This window comes from Janibacter melonis, from assembly GCF_003721155.3.
In the GTDB taxonomy this organism is placed as follows: domain Bacteria; phylum Actinomycetota; class Actinomycetes; order Actinomycetales; family Dermatophilaceae; genus Marihabitans; species Marihabitans melonis.
The window spans coordinates 1247483-1263721 of sequence record NZ_CP044548.2 but is presented as its reverse complement, the minus strand read 5'-3'; the positions used below and the strand labels follow the sequence as shown (position 1 = coordinate 1263721).

Genomic DNA, 16239 nt, shown 5'->3' with positions numbered 1-16239 from the left:
CTCAGCCGACGGAACGCGGGGTCCAGACCCGACCGTCGTCGTCGACCCGGGTCGTCGAGGCCCCGACGACGACGAGGCAGCCCATGTCGACGGCGTCGACGTCGAGACCTCCCAGGGTCGTCACCGTCACCGACTCCTCCTCGCGACCCACGTGGCGGGCGACGACGACGACCCGGTCCGGGCCGACGGCGTCGACGAGCAGGTCGCGCGCGGCGCCGAGGGTGTCGGGGCGCGAGCGCGAGCGCGGGTTGTAGAGCGCGACGCTGATGTCGCGCGTGACGAGCGCGGTGAGCCGGTCGGCGAGGACCTCCCACGGCTTGAGGTTGTCGCTGAGGTTGACCAGGGCGTGGTCGCCGCCGAGCACCGCGCCGACGAGCGCGCTCGCGGCGTGCGCGGCGGTGACCCCGGGCACGACCTGCACCGGCACGTGACCGAAGCCCTCGTCCTCGCGCAGCGCCGCCTCCCGCGCCTCGAAGAGCGCCGTCGCCATGCCGAAGACACCAGCGTCGCCGCCGGACACGAGCGCCACGTGCTCGCCGCGTCGGGCGAGGTCGAGGCACAGCCGCCCGCGGTCGACCTCGACGGAGTTGCCCGACGGGTGACGGGTCAGGCCCTCGCGCTGCGGCACCCGCGCGACGTAGGGCGCGTAGCCGACGACGTGGTCGACCTCGGCGAGCACCTGCGAGGCCTGCGGGGTGAGCCAGTGGTCCGGGCCGGGGCCGAGCCCGACGACGTGGACCGTGCCCGGCGACGAAGGGGTGTCCGCCACCTCGGGCGACCCGGCTGTCAGCCGGGCGAAGTCCGCGGCCCGACCGGCCGCGTCGTCGCGCAGCCCCTCGCCGGGCACGACGACGAGCGACATGTACGGCACCCGGCCCTCGTCGACCTCCGCCGCGGGCAGGACGACCTGGCCCGGGCCGGACGCGCGCTCGACGTAGACCGCGCGCTCGAGCACCCCCGCCTGGCGCAGCGCCTCGCGCACCCCGGCGAAGGTCCGCCCGAGCTTCATGATGATCGCCGCGTCGGTGTCCGCGAGCCGACGGGCGAGCTCGGGCACGGCGAGCGTGCCGGGCAGCACGGTGAGGGTGTCCTCGTGCCGGCACAGACCGGTGGCGACCGCGGCGGTGGCCGCCGACAGCGCGGTGATCCCGGGCACGACCTCGGTCGGGTAGCGCGGGCTGAGCCGGTCGTGGACGTACATGAAGGACCCGAAGAAGAGGGGGTCGCCGACGGCGAGGACGACGACCGAGCGCCCGGCGGCCAGGTGCGCCTCGAGCCGGTCGGCGCACTCGTCGTAGAAGTCCGAGAGCGCGCCGTAGTAGCCCCGCGGGTGGTCGGTGAAGCCCGTCGTCACGGGGTAGCGCAGCTCTTCCTCGAGCACCCCCTCGGGGATGAGGTCGGCGGCGATGGAGCGCGCCATCGACTGCTTGCCGGTGCCCGCGTGGTACGCCACGACGTCGGCCTCGGCGATGACCCGGGCGGCCTTGAGAGTGACGAGCTCGGGGTCGCCGGGCCCGATCCCCACGCCGTAGAAGCGCCCCCGCGCCTCCTCGCTCATGCGAGCTCGTCCGGGTTGGCGAGCGCGTTGAGGGCCGCGGCCGCCATGGCCGAGCCGCCGCGACGCCCGTGGACGACGAGCCACGGCACCGGCCCGCCGGGCAGGTCGTGCTCGGCGAGCGCGACCTTCGACTCGGCGGAGCCGACGAAGCCCACGGGCATCCCGATGATCGCCGCCGGCCGGGGCGCGCCGTCGGCGAGCATCTCGAGCAGGTGGAAGAGCGCGGTCGGGGCGTTGCCGATCGCGACGACAGCGCCCTCGAGCCGGTCCTCCCACAACGAGACGGCGGCGGCGGCGCGGGTGGTCTCCCAGGCCGCGGCGAGCCCCGGTACGCGCTCGTCGCGCAGCGTGCAGACGACGTCGTTGTCGGCGGGCAGCCGCCGGCGGGTGACGCCCGAGGCGAGCATGTTGCTGTCGGTGAGCACGGGTGCCCCGGCGACGAGCGCGGCGAGCGCCGCCGTCGCGACCTCGGGGTGCGCGGCGATGTCACGGGTGATCTCGACGTCGCCGGCGGCGTGGACGATGCGCACCGCGGCACCGTGCAGGCTCGCCGGCAGCCCGGAGACGTCGGTCTCCTCGCGGATCATCGCGAAGGAGCGCCGGTAGATCTCCTGGCCGTCGGTCACGTAGTCGTGCCGCCGGGTCGGTCGGCGAAGGGTGGTCACGTGGGCTCCTCAGGGGTGCGGCGCTGCGCGCGGACGACGTCGTCGGCGCAGGTCGGGTCGAGCGCGGTCGTGTGCGGACGAGCGGGGTGCCCGCACGCCCGGTCGCAGCCGATGACGTGGACGGGCGGGCCGAAGGGGTCGAAGAGGGTCGCCGCCGCGCGGGCCACCTCGCGGGTCGGCGTCGTCGTGCGGGCGCAGGCGGGGGCCCCGGCGCAGGCCGTGAGCACCGCCCACGGCGAGCCGGGGGAGACGACGAGGCCGGCGGCGGCGAGCTCGTGGGCGCGCGCAGCGCCTCCCGGGACGAGGGCCGAGCGCCACGGGGTGATCCGCAGGGGAGGTGTGAGGCCGCCCACGGCCGCGGTCACCGTCCCCGCCAGCGCGGCGGCCATGGCGGGGGTGAGCAGACCCAGCGGCACGAGGACGACGAGGTCCTCGCCGAGCGGGCCGGCGGGGGGAGGAGGTTCGACGTCGACGACGAAGGGTGAGGCCCCCGGCAGCAGGGCCGCCCGGTCCTCGGCGGTCAGGTCGCGGACGTTCCACACCCGCTCCCCGCCGCGGACGGCGAGGAAGCGGCGCGCGACGTCGAGGACGGTCGTCGCGGCGTCCGCGCGGGGCACGACGAGGGCGCGTCCGTCGACGAGCACGCGCGCTATCGCCCCCTCGTCGACGACCGCGACGTCCCACGGCTCGCCGAGCACGGCCCCGCCGGGCGCGGCGACGGCGAGCAAGAAGCGCCCGGGCAGAGCGGCGAGCGCGTCGTCGGCGAGCAGCGCCTCGTCGAGCTCGTGGACGAGGTCGTCGAGGGCGGGCGCAGGGTCGGCGACGACGTTGCGTGCCTTGTCGTGCGCCGCCGACGGGACGAGTCCGAGCGCGCCGATCGCGGTGACGAGCTCGCGGGGGAGCGGGCTCGGCAGGCCGCGCAGCTGGAGGCTGCCGCGCGAGGTGAGCGTGACGTCGGGGTCGCCGAATCGGCGTGCGAGAGAGGAGATCTCGACGAGATCAGCGGCGGCGACGCGACCACCGGGCACCCGCAACCGGACCATCGCGCCGTCCGCCGAGACGAAGGGCGAGAGCAGCCCCGGGCACCGGTCGGCGCCGTCGCGAGCGGGCGATCGGGTGGTCACGGCGGTGCAGCCTACGCGTCGCGCCGACCTCCCGCCGATGCCCTGGGGGCGCCCCAGGGTCCTCGCCGACGCGCCTCGCGAGGACCCCGAGCGACCCCGGTAGGGTGCGTCACGGTCGATCTGCGCGGAACCCGGTGCGACTCCGGGACGGTCCCGCCACTGTGAGCGAATCCCCTTCGCGAGTCAGACACGCCTGGTCGGCCGGCCCGGACGACACGTCTGGGTCCCTCCCTTCGACTGCGGGGCGCGGATCCCTGCCAGAGGAGTCACCGACGTGACCACGCTCGCCCTGCTGTCCACCTCCGACACCGACCTGCTGAGCGCCCGAGAGGCTGCTCGCACCCACGGGATCGACGTGGTGCTGGCCAACCCCGCCCGTCCCGGGCACACCGACATGGGCGAGCTCATCGCCTCCGCGGACGTCGTCGTCGCCCGCATCCTCGGCACCCCGGACGACCTGTGCAGCGGCTTCCGCCGGCTCGCCGAGCAGGGTGCGCGGCTCGTCGTCGTCGGCGGCACCCAGGAGCCGGACGCGGCCCTCATGGAGATGTCGACCGTGCCGGCCGGCGTCGTCGCCGAGGCCCACCGCTACCTCGCCGAGGGCGGCCCCGACAACGTCGCGCAGCTGCACGCCTTCCTCGGCGACACCCTGCTCCTCACCGGCGAGGGCTTCGAGGCCCCGAAGGCCCTGCCCCAGTGGGGCGTCCTCGAGCGCCCGGAGCCCGAGCCGCTGCCCGACGGCGCGGTCCGCCCGCGCGTCGGCGTGCTCATCTACCGGGCCCAGTACGCGGCGGGCAACACCGCCTACGCGCACGCGCTCGCCGACGCGATCGACGCGGCCGGCGGGCACGGCGTCGTCGTGCACTCCGCGTCGCTGCGCGACGCCCCCGACGGGCTGCTCGAGCACCTCGGCACCCTCGACGCGCTCGTGACGACGGTCCTCGCCGCGGGCGGCACGAAGCCGGCGACCGCCTCCGCCGGCGAGGACGACGAGGCGTGGGACGTCGAGCGCCTCGCCGCGCTCGACATCCCGATCCTCCAGGGCCTGTGCCTCACGTGGAGCCGGGCCGACTGGCAGGCCTCCGACGACGGCATGAGCCCGCTCGACGTCGCGACCCAGGTCGCCGTCCCCGAGTTCGACGGACGGCTCATCACGGTCGCCTTCTCCTTCAAGGAGATCGACGACGAGGGCCTGCCGCACTACGTCGCCGACCCCGAGCGGGCCGCCCGCGTCGCCGGTATCGCGGTCAACCACGCCCGGCTGCGCTCGACCCCCGTCGCCGAGCGCAAGATCGCCGTCGTCCTGTCCGCCTACCCGACGAAGCACTCGCGCCTGGGCAACGCCGTCGGCCTCGACACCCCGGTGTCGACGATCCGCCTGCTGCGTCTCATGCGCGAGGCCGGGTACGACCTCGGCGAGGGCTTCGTCGGCATGGACCCGCTGCCCGAGGTCGAGGGCGAGGCCCCCGACACGACGTCCGGCAACGCGCTCATCCACGAGCTCATCGCCGCCGGCGGCCAGGACGAGGAGTGGCTCACCCAGGAGCAGGTCGAGGGCGCCCAGGTGCGCATCCCGGCCGAGCGCTACCGCGGCTGGTTCGACGCGCTCCCCGCCGACCTGCGCGAGGCGATGACGCAGCACTGGGGCGACGCGCCCGGCGAGGTCTTCGTCGACACGACCCGGGACGCGAAGGGCGAGATCGTCACCGCCGCCATCGTCCGGGGCAACGTCGCGCTCCTCGTGCAGCCGCCGCGCGGCTTCGGCGAGAACCCCATCGCGATCTACCACGACCCCGACCTGCCGCCGACGCACCACTACCTCGCGACCTACCGCTGGGTCGAGGAGGAGTTCGGCGCCCACGCCGTCGTCCACGTCGGCAAGCACGGCAACCTCGAGTGGCTCTCGGGCAAGAACCTCGCGATGTCCGCCTCGTGCGGCACCGACGCCGCGCTCGGCAGCCTGCCGCTCGTCTACCCCTTCCTCGTCAACGACCCCGGCGAGGGCACCCAGGCCAAGCGCCGGGCGCACGCGACGATCGTCGACCACCTCGTGCCGCCGATGGCGCGCGCCGAGTCCTACGGCGACATCGCCCGCCTCGAGCAGCTGCTCGACGAGTACGGCAACGTCTCGGTCATGGACCCGGCGAAGGCGCCGGCCCTGCGCGGCGAGATCTGGCAGCTCATCCACGCGGCGCAGATGCACGTCGACCTCGGGCTCGAGGACGTCGACCTCGACGACGCCGACGGCTTCGACGAGCTCGTCATGCACGTCGACGGCTGGCTGTGCGAGATCAAGGACGTCCAGATCCGCGACGGCCTCCACGTCCTCGGCCAGGCGCCCCAGGGCGACGAGCTCGTCAACCTCGTCCTCGCGGTCCTGCGCGCCGCCCAGGTCTTCTCCGGCCAGGTCGGATCGGTCCCCGGCCTTCGGGCCGCGCTCGGCCTCGCCGAGGACGCGGGCACCGTCGAGACCGACGCGGTCGAAGGGCGAGCCCGTCGCCTCGTCGAGGGCCTGGCGGCCGCCGACTGGCGGGCCGACGCCGCGGCTGGCGTCGCCACGCGGTGCGAGCCCGACCTCGGCGACGACGCCGCGGCCGGCGTCGTCGCCGTCCTCGAGTTCGCCGCGACCCAGGTCGTGCCGCGCCTCGCAGGCACCGAGCGCGAGCTCGCCATGGTCCTGCACGCCCTCGACGGCGGCTACGTCCCCGCCGGGCCGAGCGGGTCCCCCCTTCGGGGGCTGATCAACGTGCTCCCGACCGGGCGCAACTTCTACTCGGTCGACCCCAAGGCCATCCCCTCGCGCCTGGCCTACCAGACCGGCACCGCGATGGCCGACTCGCTCCTCGCGCGCTACCTCGAGGACACCGGCGAGCTGCCGCGCAGCGTGGGCCTGTCGATGTGGGGCACCTCCGCGATGCGCACCTCCGGTGACGACATCGGCGAGGTCCTCGCCCTGCTCGGCGTCACGCCGGTGTGGGACGAGCAGTCGCGCCGGGTCACCGGGCTCGCCCCCATCCCGCTCGAGGAGCTCGGCCGACCGCGCGTCGACGTCACCGTGCGCATCTCCGGATTCTTCCGCGACGCCTTCCCGCACGTCATCGCGCTCATCGACGACGCCGTCGCACTCGTCGCCGGGCTCGACGAGAGCGAGGAGGACAACCACGTGCGGGCCCACGCCGCCGCCGACCTCGCCGACCACGGCGACGAGCGGCGCGCGCGCACCCGCATCTTCGGCTCGAAGCCCGGGTCGTACGGCGCGGGGATCCTCCAGGTCGTCGAGTCGGGCACGTGGCGCAGCGACGACGACCTCGCGCAGGTCTACACGGCGTGGGGCGGCTACGCGTACGGCCGCGACCTCGACGGCGCGCCGGCCGCGGAGGACATGGAGCGCACCTACCGGCGCATCCAGGTCGCGGCGAAGAACGTCGACAACCGCGAGTCCGACATCCTCGACAGCGACGACTACTTCCAGTACCACGGCGGCATGGTCGCGACCGTCCGTGCGCTCACCGGCGCCGAGCCGAAGGCCTACGTCGGCGACTCCACCTCGCCGGACGCCGTGCGCACCCGCACGCTGCAGGAGGAGACCAACCGCGTCTTCCGCTCCCGCGTCGTCAACCCGCGGTGGATCTCGGCGATGCAGCGCCACGGGTACAAGGGCGCCTTCGAGCTCGCGGCGACGGTCGACTACCTCTTCGGCTTCGACGCCACCGCCGGGGTCGTGCACGACTGGATGTACGACCGGATCGCCAAGGACTACGTCCTCGACGAGACGACGCAGGACTTCATGCGCCGGGCCAACCCGTGGGCGCTGCGCGGCATCGTCGAGAAGCTCACCGAGGCCGTCGAGCGCGGTCTGTGGCAGGAGCCCGACCCCGAGGTCATCACCCAGATGCAGCAGGTCTACCTCGACGTCGAGGGCGACCTCGAGGACGACGCGGACGACGTCGTGGGCGTCGGCGGCGCGGTGGACGCCCGGGCGTGACCGAGGGCGAAGGGGTGTCCGAGCGCGACGCGGTGACGGGTCGCGAAGGGGGGACCGGGCGCTACGCCCGACCGGTCCCGACGATCGGCGACACCAGCAGCGCGGCGCAGCGGCGCGAGGACCCCGCCGGCTGGGCGATGGGCGAGGACGTCACCGAGGCGCTCGCCGCGGTCGTCACCGGGCGCCGCGACATCCGTCGCTTCCGACCCGACCTGGTGCCCGAGGAGCTGCTCACCGCGGTCCTTGAGGCCGGCCACCGGGCGCCGAGCGTCGGGCACTCGCAGCCCTGGCGCTTCGTCGTCGTCACCGACCCCGCCACCCGGGACCGGGCCGCGGCGATGGCCGACCGGTGCCGGGCGCAGCAGGCCGCCCACCTGTCCTCGGAGCGGGCGGCGCGCATGCTCGACCTCAAGCTCGAGGGCCTGCGCGAGGCGCCGGTCGGCGTCGTCGTCGCGTGTGACCGGCGCGTCCCGGCCGGGGGAGTCCTCGGCCGGGCGACCTACCCCGACGCCGACCTGTGGTCGTGCGCGACCGCGGTGGAGAACATGTGGCTCACCGCCCGCGCGCACGGGCTCGGGATGGGCTGGGTGACCCTCTTCGAGCCCGACGAGCTCGCCGACCTGCTCGCCCTGCCCGACGGCGTCGTCACCCTCGGCTGGCTGTGCCTCGGCTGGCCCGACGAGCGGCCCCCGTCACCGGGGCTGGAGCGCGCGGCGTGGTCGCGTCGGGCGCCGCTCGAGGAGGTGGTCGTGCGCGAGCGCTGGCCCGCCGACGAGGGCGGGCCCGCCCGACCCGTCTCGCATTTGCGCGGCCCGCAGCCCGAGCGTCTCGTCGGCGCGACCGACGCCGCCGACGAGCTGCTCTCGCCGCCGGAGTCGCTCGGCGTGCTCGACCGCGCCCTGAGCCGGGTGCTCGCGGTCGGGGCGGGCGACGTCGTCGGCGGCACTCTCGTGCTCGCCGGGGCCGACCACCCGGTGACCTCGCTCGGCGTGAGCGCCTACCCGTCCGAGACGACGCACGACGTCCTCTCGGCGACGGTGGCCGGCAGCTCGCTCGGCGCCGCGACCGCTGCGGGTGCCGGGCTCGCCGTGGTCGCCGTCGACGCCGGGGTCGCCGCGCCGGTGCGCGGCGCCCACGACGCCCGCCCGGCCGGGGTGCGCGGTGACCTCGCGACGGCCGACGCGATGAGCGACACCGACGTCGCGGACCTGCTCGCCGCCGGCCGTGAGATCGGGCGGTCCGCGGGCTCGAGGGGTCTGGTGTGCCTCGGCGAGGTCGGCGTCGGCAACACGACGGTGGCCGCCGCCCTCGCCTGCGCCCTGCTCGACCTCGAGCCGCAGGACGCCGTCGGCCTGGGCTCCGGCTCGGACGCCGCGATGGTCGCGCGCAAGCGCGAGGTCGTCGCGTCCGCTCTCGCCCGCACCGCATGGGAGCGCGACCCCCTTCGCCTCCTCGCCGCGCTCGGCGGACCGGAGATCGCGCTGCTCACCGGGGTCACCCTCGGTGCGGCCGCGGCAGGCGCGCCCGTCGTGCTCGACGGCCTCGCCGGGTCGCTGCCGGGGCTGGTCGCGTCACGCCTCGAGCCGGCGGCGCAGGCCTACCTGCTCGCGGGGCACGTGAGCCGCGAGCGCGCCCACGCGCTCGTCCTGCGCGAGCTCGGTCTCGAGCCGTTGCTCGCGCTGCGGCTGCGCTCGGGCGAAGGGGTCGGTGCCTGCCTCGCCGCGTCGCTGGTCCTCCAGGGACTCGCCGTGCGCCGGGTCGCCGCCCGCACCCGCTGACCCTGCACCGACTCGCTGGTCGAGGTGCGACGAGCGCAGCGAGGAGCCTCGAGACCTACGACCGAGACGGCGTCAGCGCGTAGACGTCCATGACCCAGCCGTGCTCCTCGCGCAGCCGGGCCCGCAGCTCGACGACGTCGTCGATCACCTCGTCGAGGCGTCCGGAGCGCAGCTCCTGCTGGGGCATGCCGACGTAGGCGCCCCAGTGGATCGTCGTCGCCGGGGCGGTCGCGACGAGCTCGCGGCAGCGCAGGTGCCCGTCGAGCATGACGACGACGGTGCCGAGGTCGAGCCCGGCCTCGCCCGCCCGGGTCCAGTCGTGGACGAGCCGACGCCCGGTGGTGATGTGCACCGGCTCGCCGACCCGGTGCAGGACGACGCCGTGCGCGGCGGCCAGCGCCTGGAAGGCCGAGATCCCCGGGATGACCCGCACCGTCGTCGCGAGCCGCTCGCCGATCGCGTCGACCACCCGGATCGTGCTGTCGTAGAAGGCCGGGTCGCCCCACACGAGGAAGCCGACGACCGCCTCGGGCGGCAGCCCCTCGACGACCCGCACGTACGCCTCGGTGCGGGCGGCGTGCCAGTCGGCCACCCCCTTCGCGTACTGCGCGCCGTCGCGGGCGGCGTCGGGACCGCGCTGCGGGTCGGGCACCGCGACGACCTCGTAGGGGTGGTCGGCGGGCACGAAGCGCTCGCAGATCGAGCGGCGCAGCGCGACGAGCTCGTCCTTGGTCTCGCCCTTGTCGGCGACGAGGAAGACGTCGACCTCGGCGAGCGCGGCGGCCGCCTCGGCGGTGACGTGCTCGGGAGAGCCGGCCCCGATGCCGATGACGTGGATGCGGCGGGTGCTCATCGGGTCTCCTGGGCCAGGGCGAGGACGGCGTCGACGTCGACGTGGGTCTCGATCGCGTCGGCGAGCACGTCGATCATCTGCTCGCGTCGGGCGGCGAAGGGGGAGGCCCCCGCCTGCGGGGCCCACCGGGACCCCGTCGTCGTGGCGACCTCGCGCAGCAGCTCACGGCGGAAGTCGTCGCACTCGAGGGTGCCGTGCCAGATCGTGCCGATGACCGGCCCGACGGCGTGACCGCCGGGGAAGTCCTCGCCGCCCTCGGGGGTGACGACGCCGTGGTGGATCTCGTAGCCCTCGACGTCGTGGCCGCGCCAGCGGCCGGTGGGGCGGGCGAGCACCTTGTCCTCGAAGAAGACGACGCGACCGGGCAGCAGGCCCAGGCCGGCCACGGACCCGGTCGGGGCACCCCCTTCGCCCCCCGTCCCGTCGCCCTCGACCCCGTCGTCGACGATCTCGTCGAGGAGCATCTGGTAGCCGCCGCAGATGCCGAGCACCGGGGCGCCGCGAGCGGCTCGGTCGCGCACGACGTCGGCCAGACCCGTGCGGCGCAGCCAGGCGAGGTCGGAGGTCGTGGCGCGCGAGCCCGGCAGGACGAGCAGGTCGGCCTCGCGGGCGAGGTCGGCGTCGACCGTGACGCGCACGTCGACGCCGGGCTCCGCGGCGAGGGCGTCGACGTCGGTCCCGTTGGAGGTGCGCGGCAGGCGCACGACCGCGACCGACAGGCGGGCGTCGTCGGGCACGCCGTCGTCGGCATCGCCCCACGCGCCCATCGACAGCGAGTCCTCGGAGTCGAGCCACACGTCGTGCAGCCACGGGAGCACCCCGAGCGAGGGCATGCCGGTCCGGCGGGTGATCTCCTCGAGGCCGGGCTGCAGGACGGAGGCGTCGCCGCGGAACTTGTTGATGAGGTAGGCGGCGAGCAGGGGGCGGTCGTCGTCGGAGACGAGCGCCCACGTGCCGTAGAGGGCGGCGAGGACGCCGCCGCGGTCGATGTCGCCGACGAGGACCGTCGGCAGCCCGAAGCGCTGGGCCAGGCCGAGGTTGACGTAGTCGCCGGCGCGCAGGTTGATCTCGGCGGGCGAGCCCGCGCCCTCGCACACCACGACGTCGTAGGTCTGCGCGAGCTCCTCGAAGGCGGCGAAGGCCGCCTGTGCGAGGTGGGCCCGACCGGTCGCGTACTCGCCGGCGCGCAGCTCGCCCGCGGGGCGGCCCCGGACGACGACGTGGGCGCGTCGGTCGCTGCCCGGCTTGAGCAGCACGGGGTTCATCGCGGAGGTGGCCTCGACCCCGGCCGCCTGGGCCTGGAGGTGCTGGGCCCGCCCGATCTCCGAGCCGTCGCGGCACACCATCGAGTGGTTCGACATGTTCTGCGCCTTGTAGGGCGCGACCGACAGGCCACGGCGCGCGAGCACGCGGCACAGCCCCGTCACGACGAGCGACTTGCCCGCGTCCGACGAGGTCCCGGTGACCAGCAGCCCGCTCACGAGGCGCCACCCTACGGTCCGCGGCTAGCGTGACCCGCGTGAGCCCGACGCACGTGCACCTCGTCCGCCACGGGGAGTCGACGTGGAACCGCGACGGGCGGGTCCAGGGGGCCTACTGCGGCGCCGACCAAGCCGAGCTCACCGCGACCGGTCGGGCCGACGCCGCGCGAGCCGGGCTCACCCTCGGCTCCCGGATCGGGGTGCCGCGCGGGGAGCGCTCGCTGTGGCTGTGGTCGAGCGACCTGCGCCGTGCGCTCGAGACCGCGCAGGTCCTCGCCGTCGCCCTCCGCCCCTCCGGCTGGACGGCCTCGGTGCGCCACGAGCCGGGGCTGCGCGAGCAGTCGCTCGGCGACCTCGAGGGGCGCGAGGCGCGCACGCTGCGCGCCGAGCCGGTGCCCGAGGGAGAGCACGTCAGCGAGGTGCGCTGGGGCGGGGGCGAGTCGATGCACGACGTCTTCGAGCGGGTGGGTGCCTGGCTGGCACCGGCCCTGCTCGAGCAGCGCGAGCACCTCGTCGTCATCAGCCACGAGCACACGATCCGCGCGGCCCTGGCGTGGCTGCGCTCGACGTCGCACCGCGACGTCGACTGGGACGAGCCCGTCCCGCCGGGATCGGTGACGACGCACGAGGTCAGGTGATCGGTCCAGAACGATGACCAAGGGTGCGGGCCGCTCCGCGGGCGCCCCACCAGCCACAGGTTTCTCGGGTCACCCGATAAACCCCCGGTGAGCATGAGTTCGAGACTCGTGCCGAGCCGGGGGAAGTCTTGCTCAGCGGGCGAAGGGGGACCGCCACGGGTCCGTGAGGCGCGGGTCAGTCCTCGAGCGCCTTGACGAGCGACATCGCGAGCGAGACACGGTCGCGGTCGCCCGCCTGCGTGGCCCACATCGCGGTGACGCACTCGCGCACGACGGTGTGGTCGCGGGCCTGCTCCCACGCGATCCCGGAGCGCTCGCAGAGCACCTCGGCGCGGCGGCGCACGAGGTAGCGAAGGGAGGACCCCGTGCCCATCTCGTCGGTGCGGTTGCCCAGCATCGGCGCGATCTCGAAGGCCGGGTGCCCGGCCATCGGCTTGGGGTCGATCGCCACCCAGTCGGTGCCGTCGGAGAGCACGTTCTCGAAGTGGAGGTCCGTGTGCACGAGGGTCGCGTCGCAGGCGGGGTCCTGCGCGATCTGCGTCATGAGCGAGCGGGCCCGGGCGACGAGCCGCCGGGGGAGCACGTCCCCGGACGCGGCGAGCGCCTCGGACTGGTGCGCGAGCCACGTCGACAGCCGCGGGGCCTGCGGGTAGGGCGCGACGTGCAGCCGTCCGTAGAGCTCGGCGACGACCTCGCAGGCCTGCTCGTCCCACATCTGCGTGAGGTCCTCGTCGCGCAGCCGCTCGAGGAGCAGCGCGCCGCGCGAGGGGTCGGCTCGCAGGAGCCCCACGGCGCCGTCGCCGTCCCAGCGGCGCAGCGCGAGGTGCTCGGTCGCCGCCTCGGCGTGGGGCCACACGAGCTTCAGCGCGGCTCCGCCGCGCGGGAGGTCCGCGCCCGCGACGGGCACGACGAGCGCCGTCCGCCCGTGGCGCGCGGGGCCGTCGGGCACGAGACCCCAGTCCTCGAGCACCGCGGTGAGGAGGGCAGGCAGGGCGTCCACCCAGTCGGCGCCGCTCGGGCCGCCGTCGGGCTCGAGCCCGCGCACACCCTCGACGAGGGCCGGGGGCAGCTCCACCCGGCTCAGGACCCGAAGCCCGGCAGCTCGTCGACCGTGACCCCCCAGGGCCGACCGAGGCGGTAGACCCGGGCGGCCCACGTGACGACCTCGTGCGCGGCGTCCCGGTCCTCCGCGAGATCGGGCAGGAGGGCGACGAGTCGGCCGGCCATCCGGTCGAGGACCGTCGCCGCGAGCTCGCGGCGAGCCTGCGGGGTGCGCGTGCTCGCCTCGAGGTCGTAGCCGAGCGGGGCGCGGCTGCCGTCGTCCTCGCCGGCGCTCACCTGGCGGGCGAGGAGGTCCTCGAGGTCGTCGACGAGGTCGGTGATCCGGGTCTGCTCCGCGCCGGAGGCCTTCGCCGCGGCGACGGTGAGCACCCACGTCGCGGCCCGGGTGTCGGCGGCGGCCGAGACGGCCGCGTCGGTGCTCGACCACGCCGCCGCGCTGTCGCGTCCCCACAGCCGCGCGGGACCGCGCAAGACCCGGCCGACGGCCATGCTGCCGACCTGCTGGACGAGCCCGGGCGGGCACTCGCGCAGCGCGCTCTCGTAGACGGCGACGTCCTCGCCCTCGCCCCACGTCGGGACGCGCGCCTCGGCGTCGTCGAGCTCGCGCGCCGGCACCTCGAGCTCGACGAGCGAGGCGCGCAGCACCTGCGCCCGCGCGGGGGCCGAGCCCTGCGGCACGCTGTCGTCGGCGCTCTCGTGCGACAGCGAGCTGAGCAGGGCGAGCAGGGGGACCTCGCCGGGCACCGGGGTGCGCCGGGGCAGGATCGGGATGTCGGGGGCGTCGTCCTCGAGCCGGACGCCGCAGCCGCCGAGCGAGACCGCCGCGACCGTCCCGAGCAGGAGGGCTCGGCGGGAGGGCGAAGGGGTCACGGGCACCGGGCCATGCTGCCACGGCCGGTGGGTCGCTCCCGGACCGCCAGCGCGCCGTCGCGGCGTGCGCGACGCCCTGCTCCCGGGCTAGAGTGACCAGCCAGCCCGGCCCCTCAACTTCACACGGAAGGCCCACCCATGAGCCTTGAGCACGATCTGCGCGAGCTGGTCGCGCCCGCCCTGGGGGCGGACGTCGTCGTCGACGACGTCACCGTGACGCCGGCCGGGCGTCGTCGTGTCGTCCGGGTGACCGTCGACCGCGCCCTCGACGGGCTCGGCGGGACCGACCCGGTGGAGCCGCTCTCGCTCGACGAGGTGGCCGACGCCACCCGCGCGGTGAGCGACGTCCTCGACGCGAGCGACGCGCTCGGATCACAGCCCTACACCCTCGAGGTGAGCACCCCCGGGGTGAGCCGCCCGCTGACGACCCCCGAGCACCTGCGCCGCAACCTCGGCCGGCTCGTCGAGGTCGAGCGCACCGACGGGGGACCGGTCACCGGCCGCGTCCTCGAGGTGACGCCGAGCACCCTTCGCCTGCAGATCCCCGCCGAGCGCAAGACGCCGGCGAGCGAGGTCGAGATCCCCCTCCCAGACATCACCCGCGGACGGGTCCAGGTCGAGTTCAGCCGTCCGGACGCGGACGAGACCGAGTCGCCCAGCGACCAGCCCGAGCAGCCCGACGAGAGCAGGTAGGACACCCATGGACATCGACATCCACGCCCTGAGGGCGGTCGAGCGCGAGCGCGACATCCCCTTCGACGTGCTCGTCGAGGCGATCGAGGCCGCGCTCCTCGGCGCCTACCACCACACCCCGGGCGCCTACAAGCACGCCCGGGTCGAGCTCGACCGCAAGCACGGCCACGTCGTCGTGTGGGCGCGCGAGGAGACCGTCGTCGAGGAGCCCGCCCCCGAGGGCGAGGTCGGCGAGGACGGCGAGCCCGTCCGTCCGCGGCTGCGCCGCGAGGTCGGTCCCGAGTTCGAGCACACCCCCTCCGACTTCGGCCGGGTGGCCGCCGCGACGGCCCGCCAGGTCATCGTCCAGCGCATGCGCGACGTCGAGGACGAGGCGGTCCTCGGCGACTTCCGCGGCCGCGAGGGCGACATCGTCGCCGGCGTCATCCAGCAGAGCCCCAACCCGCGCCACGTCACCGTCGACTTCGGCACCGTCGAGGGCATCCTCCCGCTCGCCGAGCAGGTGCCGGGGGAGCGCTACGTCCACGGCGAGCGGATCCGGACCTACGTCGTCTCCGTGCGTCGCGGCATGCGCGGCCCGGAGATCGGCCTGTCGCGCACCCATCCCAACCTCGTGCGCAAGCTCTTCGCCCTCGAGGTCCCCGAGATCGCCGACGGCAGCGTCGAGATCGCGGCCCTGGCCCGCGAGGCCGGCCACCGCACGAAGATCGCCGTGCGCTCCAAGGTGCCCGGTCTCAACGCGAAGGGGGCGTGCATCGGCCCGATGGGTCAGCGCGTCCGGGCGGTCATGGACCACCTCCAGGGCGAGAAGATCGACATCGTCGACTACTCCGAGCGTCCCCAGGACTTCATCGCCGCCGCGCTGTCGCCGGCGAAGGTCCAGTCCGTCGAGGTCGTCGACCCCACGCTGCGCTCGGCGCGCGTCATCGTGCCCGACTACCAGCTGAGCCTGGCGATCGGCAAGGAGGGGCAGAACGCCCGCCTGGCCGCCAAGCTCACCGGCTGGCGCATCGACATCCGTCCCGACACCGCCCCCTCCGGGGCGCCCGAGGCGGGGCGTGCCTGACGCCGCGGGCGGACGCGCTAGACTTGAGGAGACCGACCGGACTGGACTCCGGGCTCCGGCTGCCCCTTCGGGTCCCTTGCGGACCTGCATCGGGTGCCGCGGCACGGATAGCCGGTCGATCTTGCTGCGAGTTGTCGCGGAGACGCACCCGGACGGTCTGACCGTCCTCGTGCCGGACCCGCGCCGCCGGGCGCCGGGACGTGGGGCATGGCTCCACCCCGACCTCCGGTGCTTCGACCTCGCCGTACGTCGCCGGGCCTTCGCCCGGGCGCTGCGCTGCAGCCCCGGAGGGATCGACGACCTGCGGTCCTGGGTCGCAGACCACGCGCAGCGATGAACCGTCCGAACAGACACCGAGAGCGGGTTTGACGCTGATGAGCACCCGATGAGTACTCAGCGATGAGCATCCCCCTGCACTGACGACGGTCCGCGCCTTCTTCTAATCGACGCGGACCAGGAGAAGGAG

13 protein-coding genes and 1 riboswitch are annotated in these 16239 nt (G+C 75.1%); of the genes, 6 read left to right on the top strand and 7 right to left on the bottom strand.

The annotated features are described in order from the left end of the window. Position 1: 1 nt before the first annotated feature. From EEW87_RS05945 to EEW87_RS05935, 3 genes are read right to left on the bottom strand one after another with little or no spacing between them, the layout of a single operon-like run. Positions 2-1558, bottom strand: coding sequence for a precorrin-2 C(20)-methyltransferase (locus EEW87_RS05945; RefSeq protein ID WP_123092797.1), 1557 nt, complete (start codon positions 1556-1558; stop codon positions 2-4). After that, positions 1555-2223 carry a precorrin-8X methylmutase gene (locus EEW87_RS05940; protein ID WP_123092798.1) on the bottom strand — a complete coding sequence of 223 codons (669 nt, stop codon included), beginning with the start codon at positions 2221-2223 and terminating at the stop codon, positions 1555-1557. Before EEW87_RS05940 ends, EEW87_RS05945 begins: the two co-directional genes overlap by 4 nt. Further along, entirely contained in the window at positions 2220-3347 is a 1128-nt protein-coding gene (locus EEW87_RS05935) for a cobalamin biosynthesis protein CobG (RefSeq protein ID WP_123092799.1), read from the bottom strand. Before EEW87_RS05935 ends, EEW87_RS05940 begins: the two co-directional genes overlap by 4 nt. 126 nt (positions 3348-3473) lie before the next feature. After that, positions 3474-3538: riboswitch (cobalamin riboswitch) on the top strand. An 83-nt stretch (positions 3539-3621) separates the two neighbouring features. Between EEW87_RS05935 and cobN the strand changes: the two genes are divergently transcribed. Continuing rightward, positions 3622-7332 carry a cobaltochelatase subunit CobN gene (gene cobN, locus EEW87_RS05930; RefSeq protein WP_123092800.1) on the top strand — a complete coding sequence of 1237 codons (3711 nt, stop codon included), beginning with the start codon at positions 3622-3624 and terminating at the stop codon, positions 7330-7332. Between the two features lie 14 nt (positions 7333-7346). Further along, positions 7347-9110 carry a 5,6-dimethylbenzimidazole synthase gene (bluB, locus tag EEW87_RS05925; protein WP_240341661.1) on the top strand — a complete coding sequence of 588 codons (1764 nt, stop codon included), beginning with the start codon at positions 7347-7349 and terminating at the stop codon, positions 9108-9110. 55 nt (positions 9111-9165) lie between these two features. Here bluB and cobF read toward each other — a convergent pair whose 3' ends face one another. Together cobF and EEW87_RS05915 are read right to left on the bottom strand one after the other, a co-directional pair. Continuing rightward, complete coding sequence (gene cobF / locus EEW87_RS05920; RefSeq protein WP_123092801.1) at positions 9166-9963, bottom strand: precorrin-6A synthase (deacetylating); 798 nt, start codon at positions 9961-9963, stop codon at positions 9166-9168. Continuing rightward, on the bottom strand, positions 9960-11444 hold the full coding sequence (locus EEW87_RS05915) for a cobyric acid synthase (RefSeq protein WP_123092802.1): 1485 nt from the start codon (positions 11442-11444) through the stop codon (positions 9960-9962). The genes cobF and EEW87_RS05915 overlap by 4 nt, the downstream gene beginning before the upstream one ends. A 38-nt stretch (positions 11445-11482) precedes the next feature. Between EEW87_RS05915 and EEW87_RS05910 the strand changes: the two genes are divergently transcribed. Next, entirely contained in the window at positions 11483-12082 is a 600-nt protein-coding gene (locus tag EEW87_RS05910) for a histidine phosphatase family protein (protein ID WP_163562386.1), read from the top strand. Between the two features lie 175 nt (positions 12083-12257). Here the strand turns inward: EEW87_RS05910 and EEW87_RS05905 are convergent, their stop codons facing one another. Then, entirely contained in the window at positions 12258-13157 is a 900-nt protein-coding gene (locus tag EEW87_RS05905) for an aminoglycoside phosphotransferase family protein (RefSeq protein ID WP_240341660.1), read from the bottom strand. Between the two features lie 5 nt (positions 13158-13162). Beyond that, the gene (locus EEW87_RS05900; protein ID WP_123092804.1) at positions 13163-14020 is read right to left on the bottom strand and encodes a hypothetical protein; all 858 of its coding nucleotides are present in this window, start codon (positions 14018-14020) and stop codon (positions 13163-13165) included. Between the two features lie 132 nt (positions 14021-14152). Between EEW87_RS05900 and rimP the strand changes: the two genes are divergently transcribed. The 3 genes from rimP to EEW87_RS05885 are packed head-to-tail and all read left to right on the top strand — an operon-like array spanning position 14153 to position 16110. Next, entirely contained in the window at positions 14153-14707 is a 555-nt protein-coding gene (rimP, locus tag EEW87_RS05895) for a ribosome maturation factor RimP (RefSeq protein WP_123092805.1), read from the top strand. Positions 14708-14714: 7 nt separating this feature from the next. Further along, complete coding sequence (nusA, locus tag EEW87_RS05890; protein WP_123092806.1) at positions 14715-15773, top strand: transcription termination factor NusA; 1059 nt, start codon at positions 14715-14717, stop codon at positions 15771-15773. Beyond that, a complete protein-coding gene (locus EEW87_RS05885) occupies positions 15766-16110 on the top strand; it encodes a YlxR family protein (protein WP_083968753.1) in 345 nt (114 codons plus the stop codon). The genes nusA and EEW87_RS05885 overlap by 8 nt, the downstream gene beginning before the upstream one ends. Positions 16111-16239 lie beyond the last annotated feature (129 nt).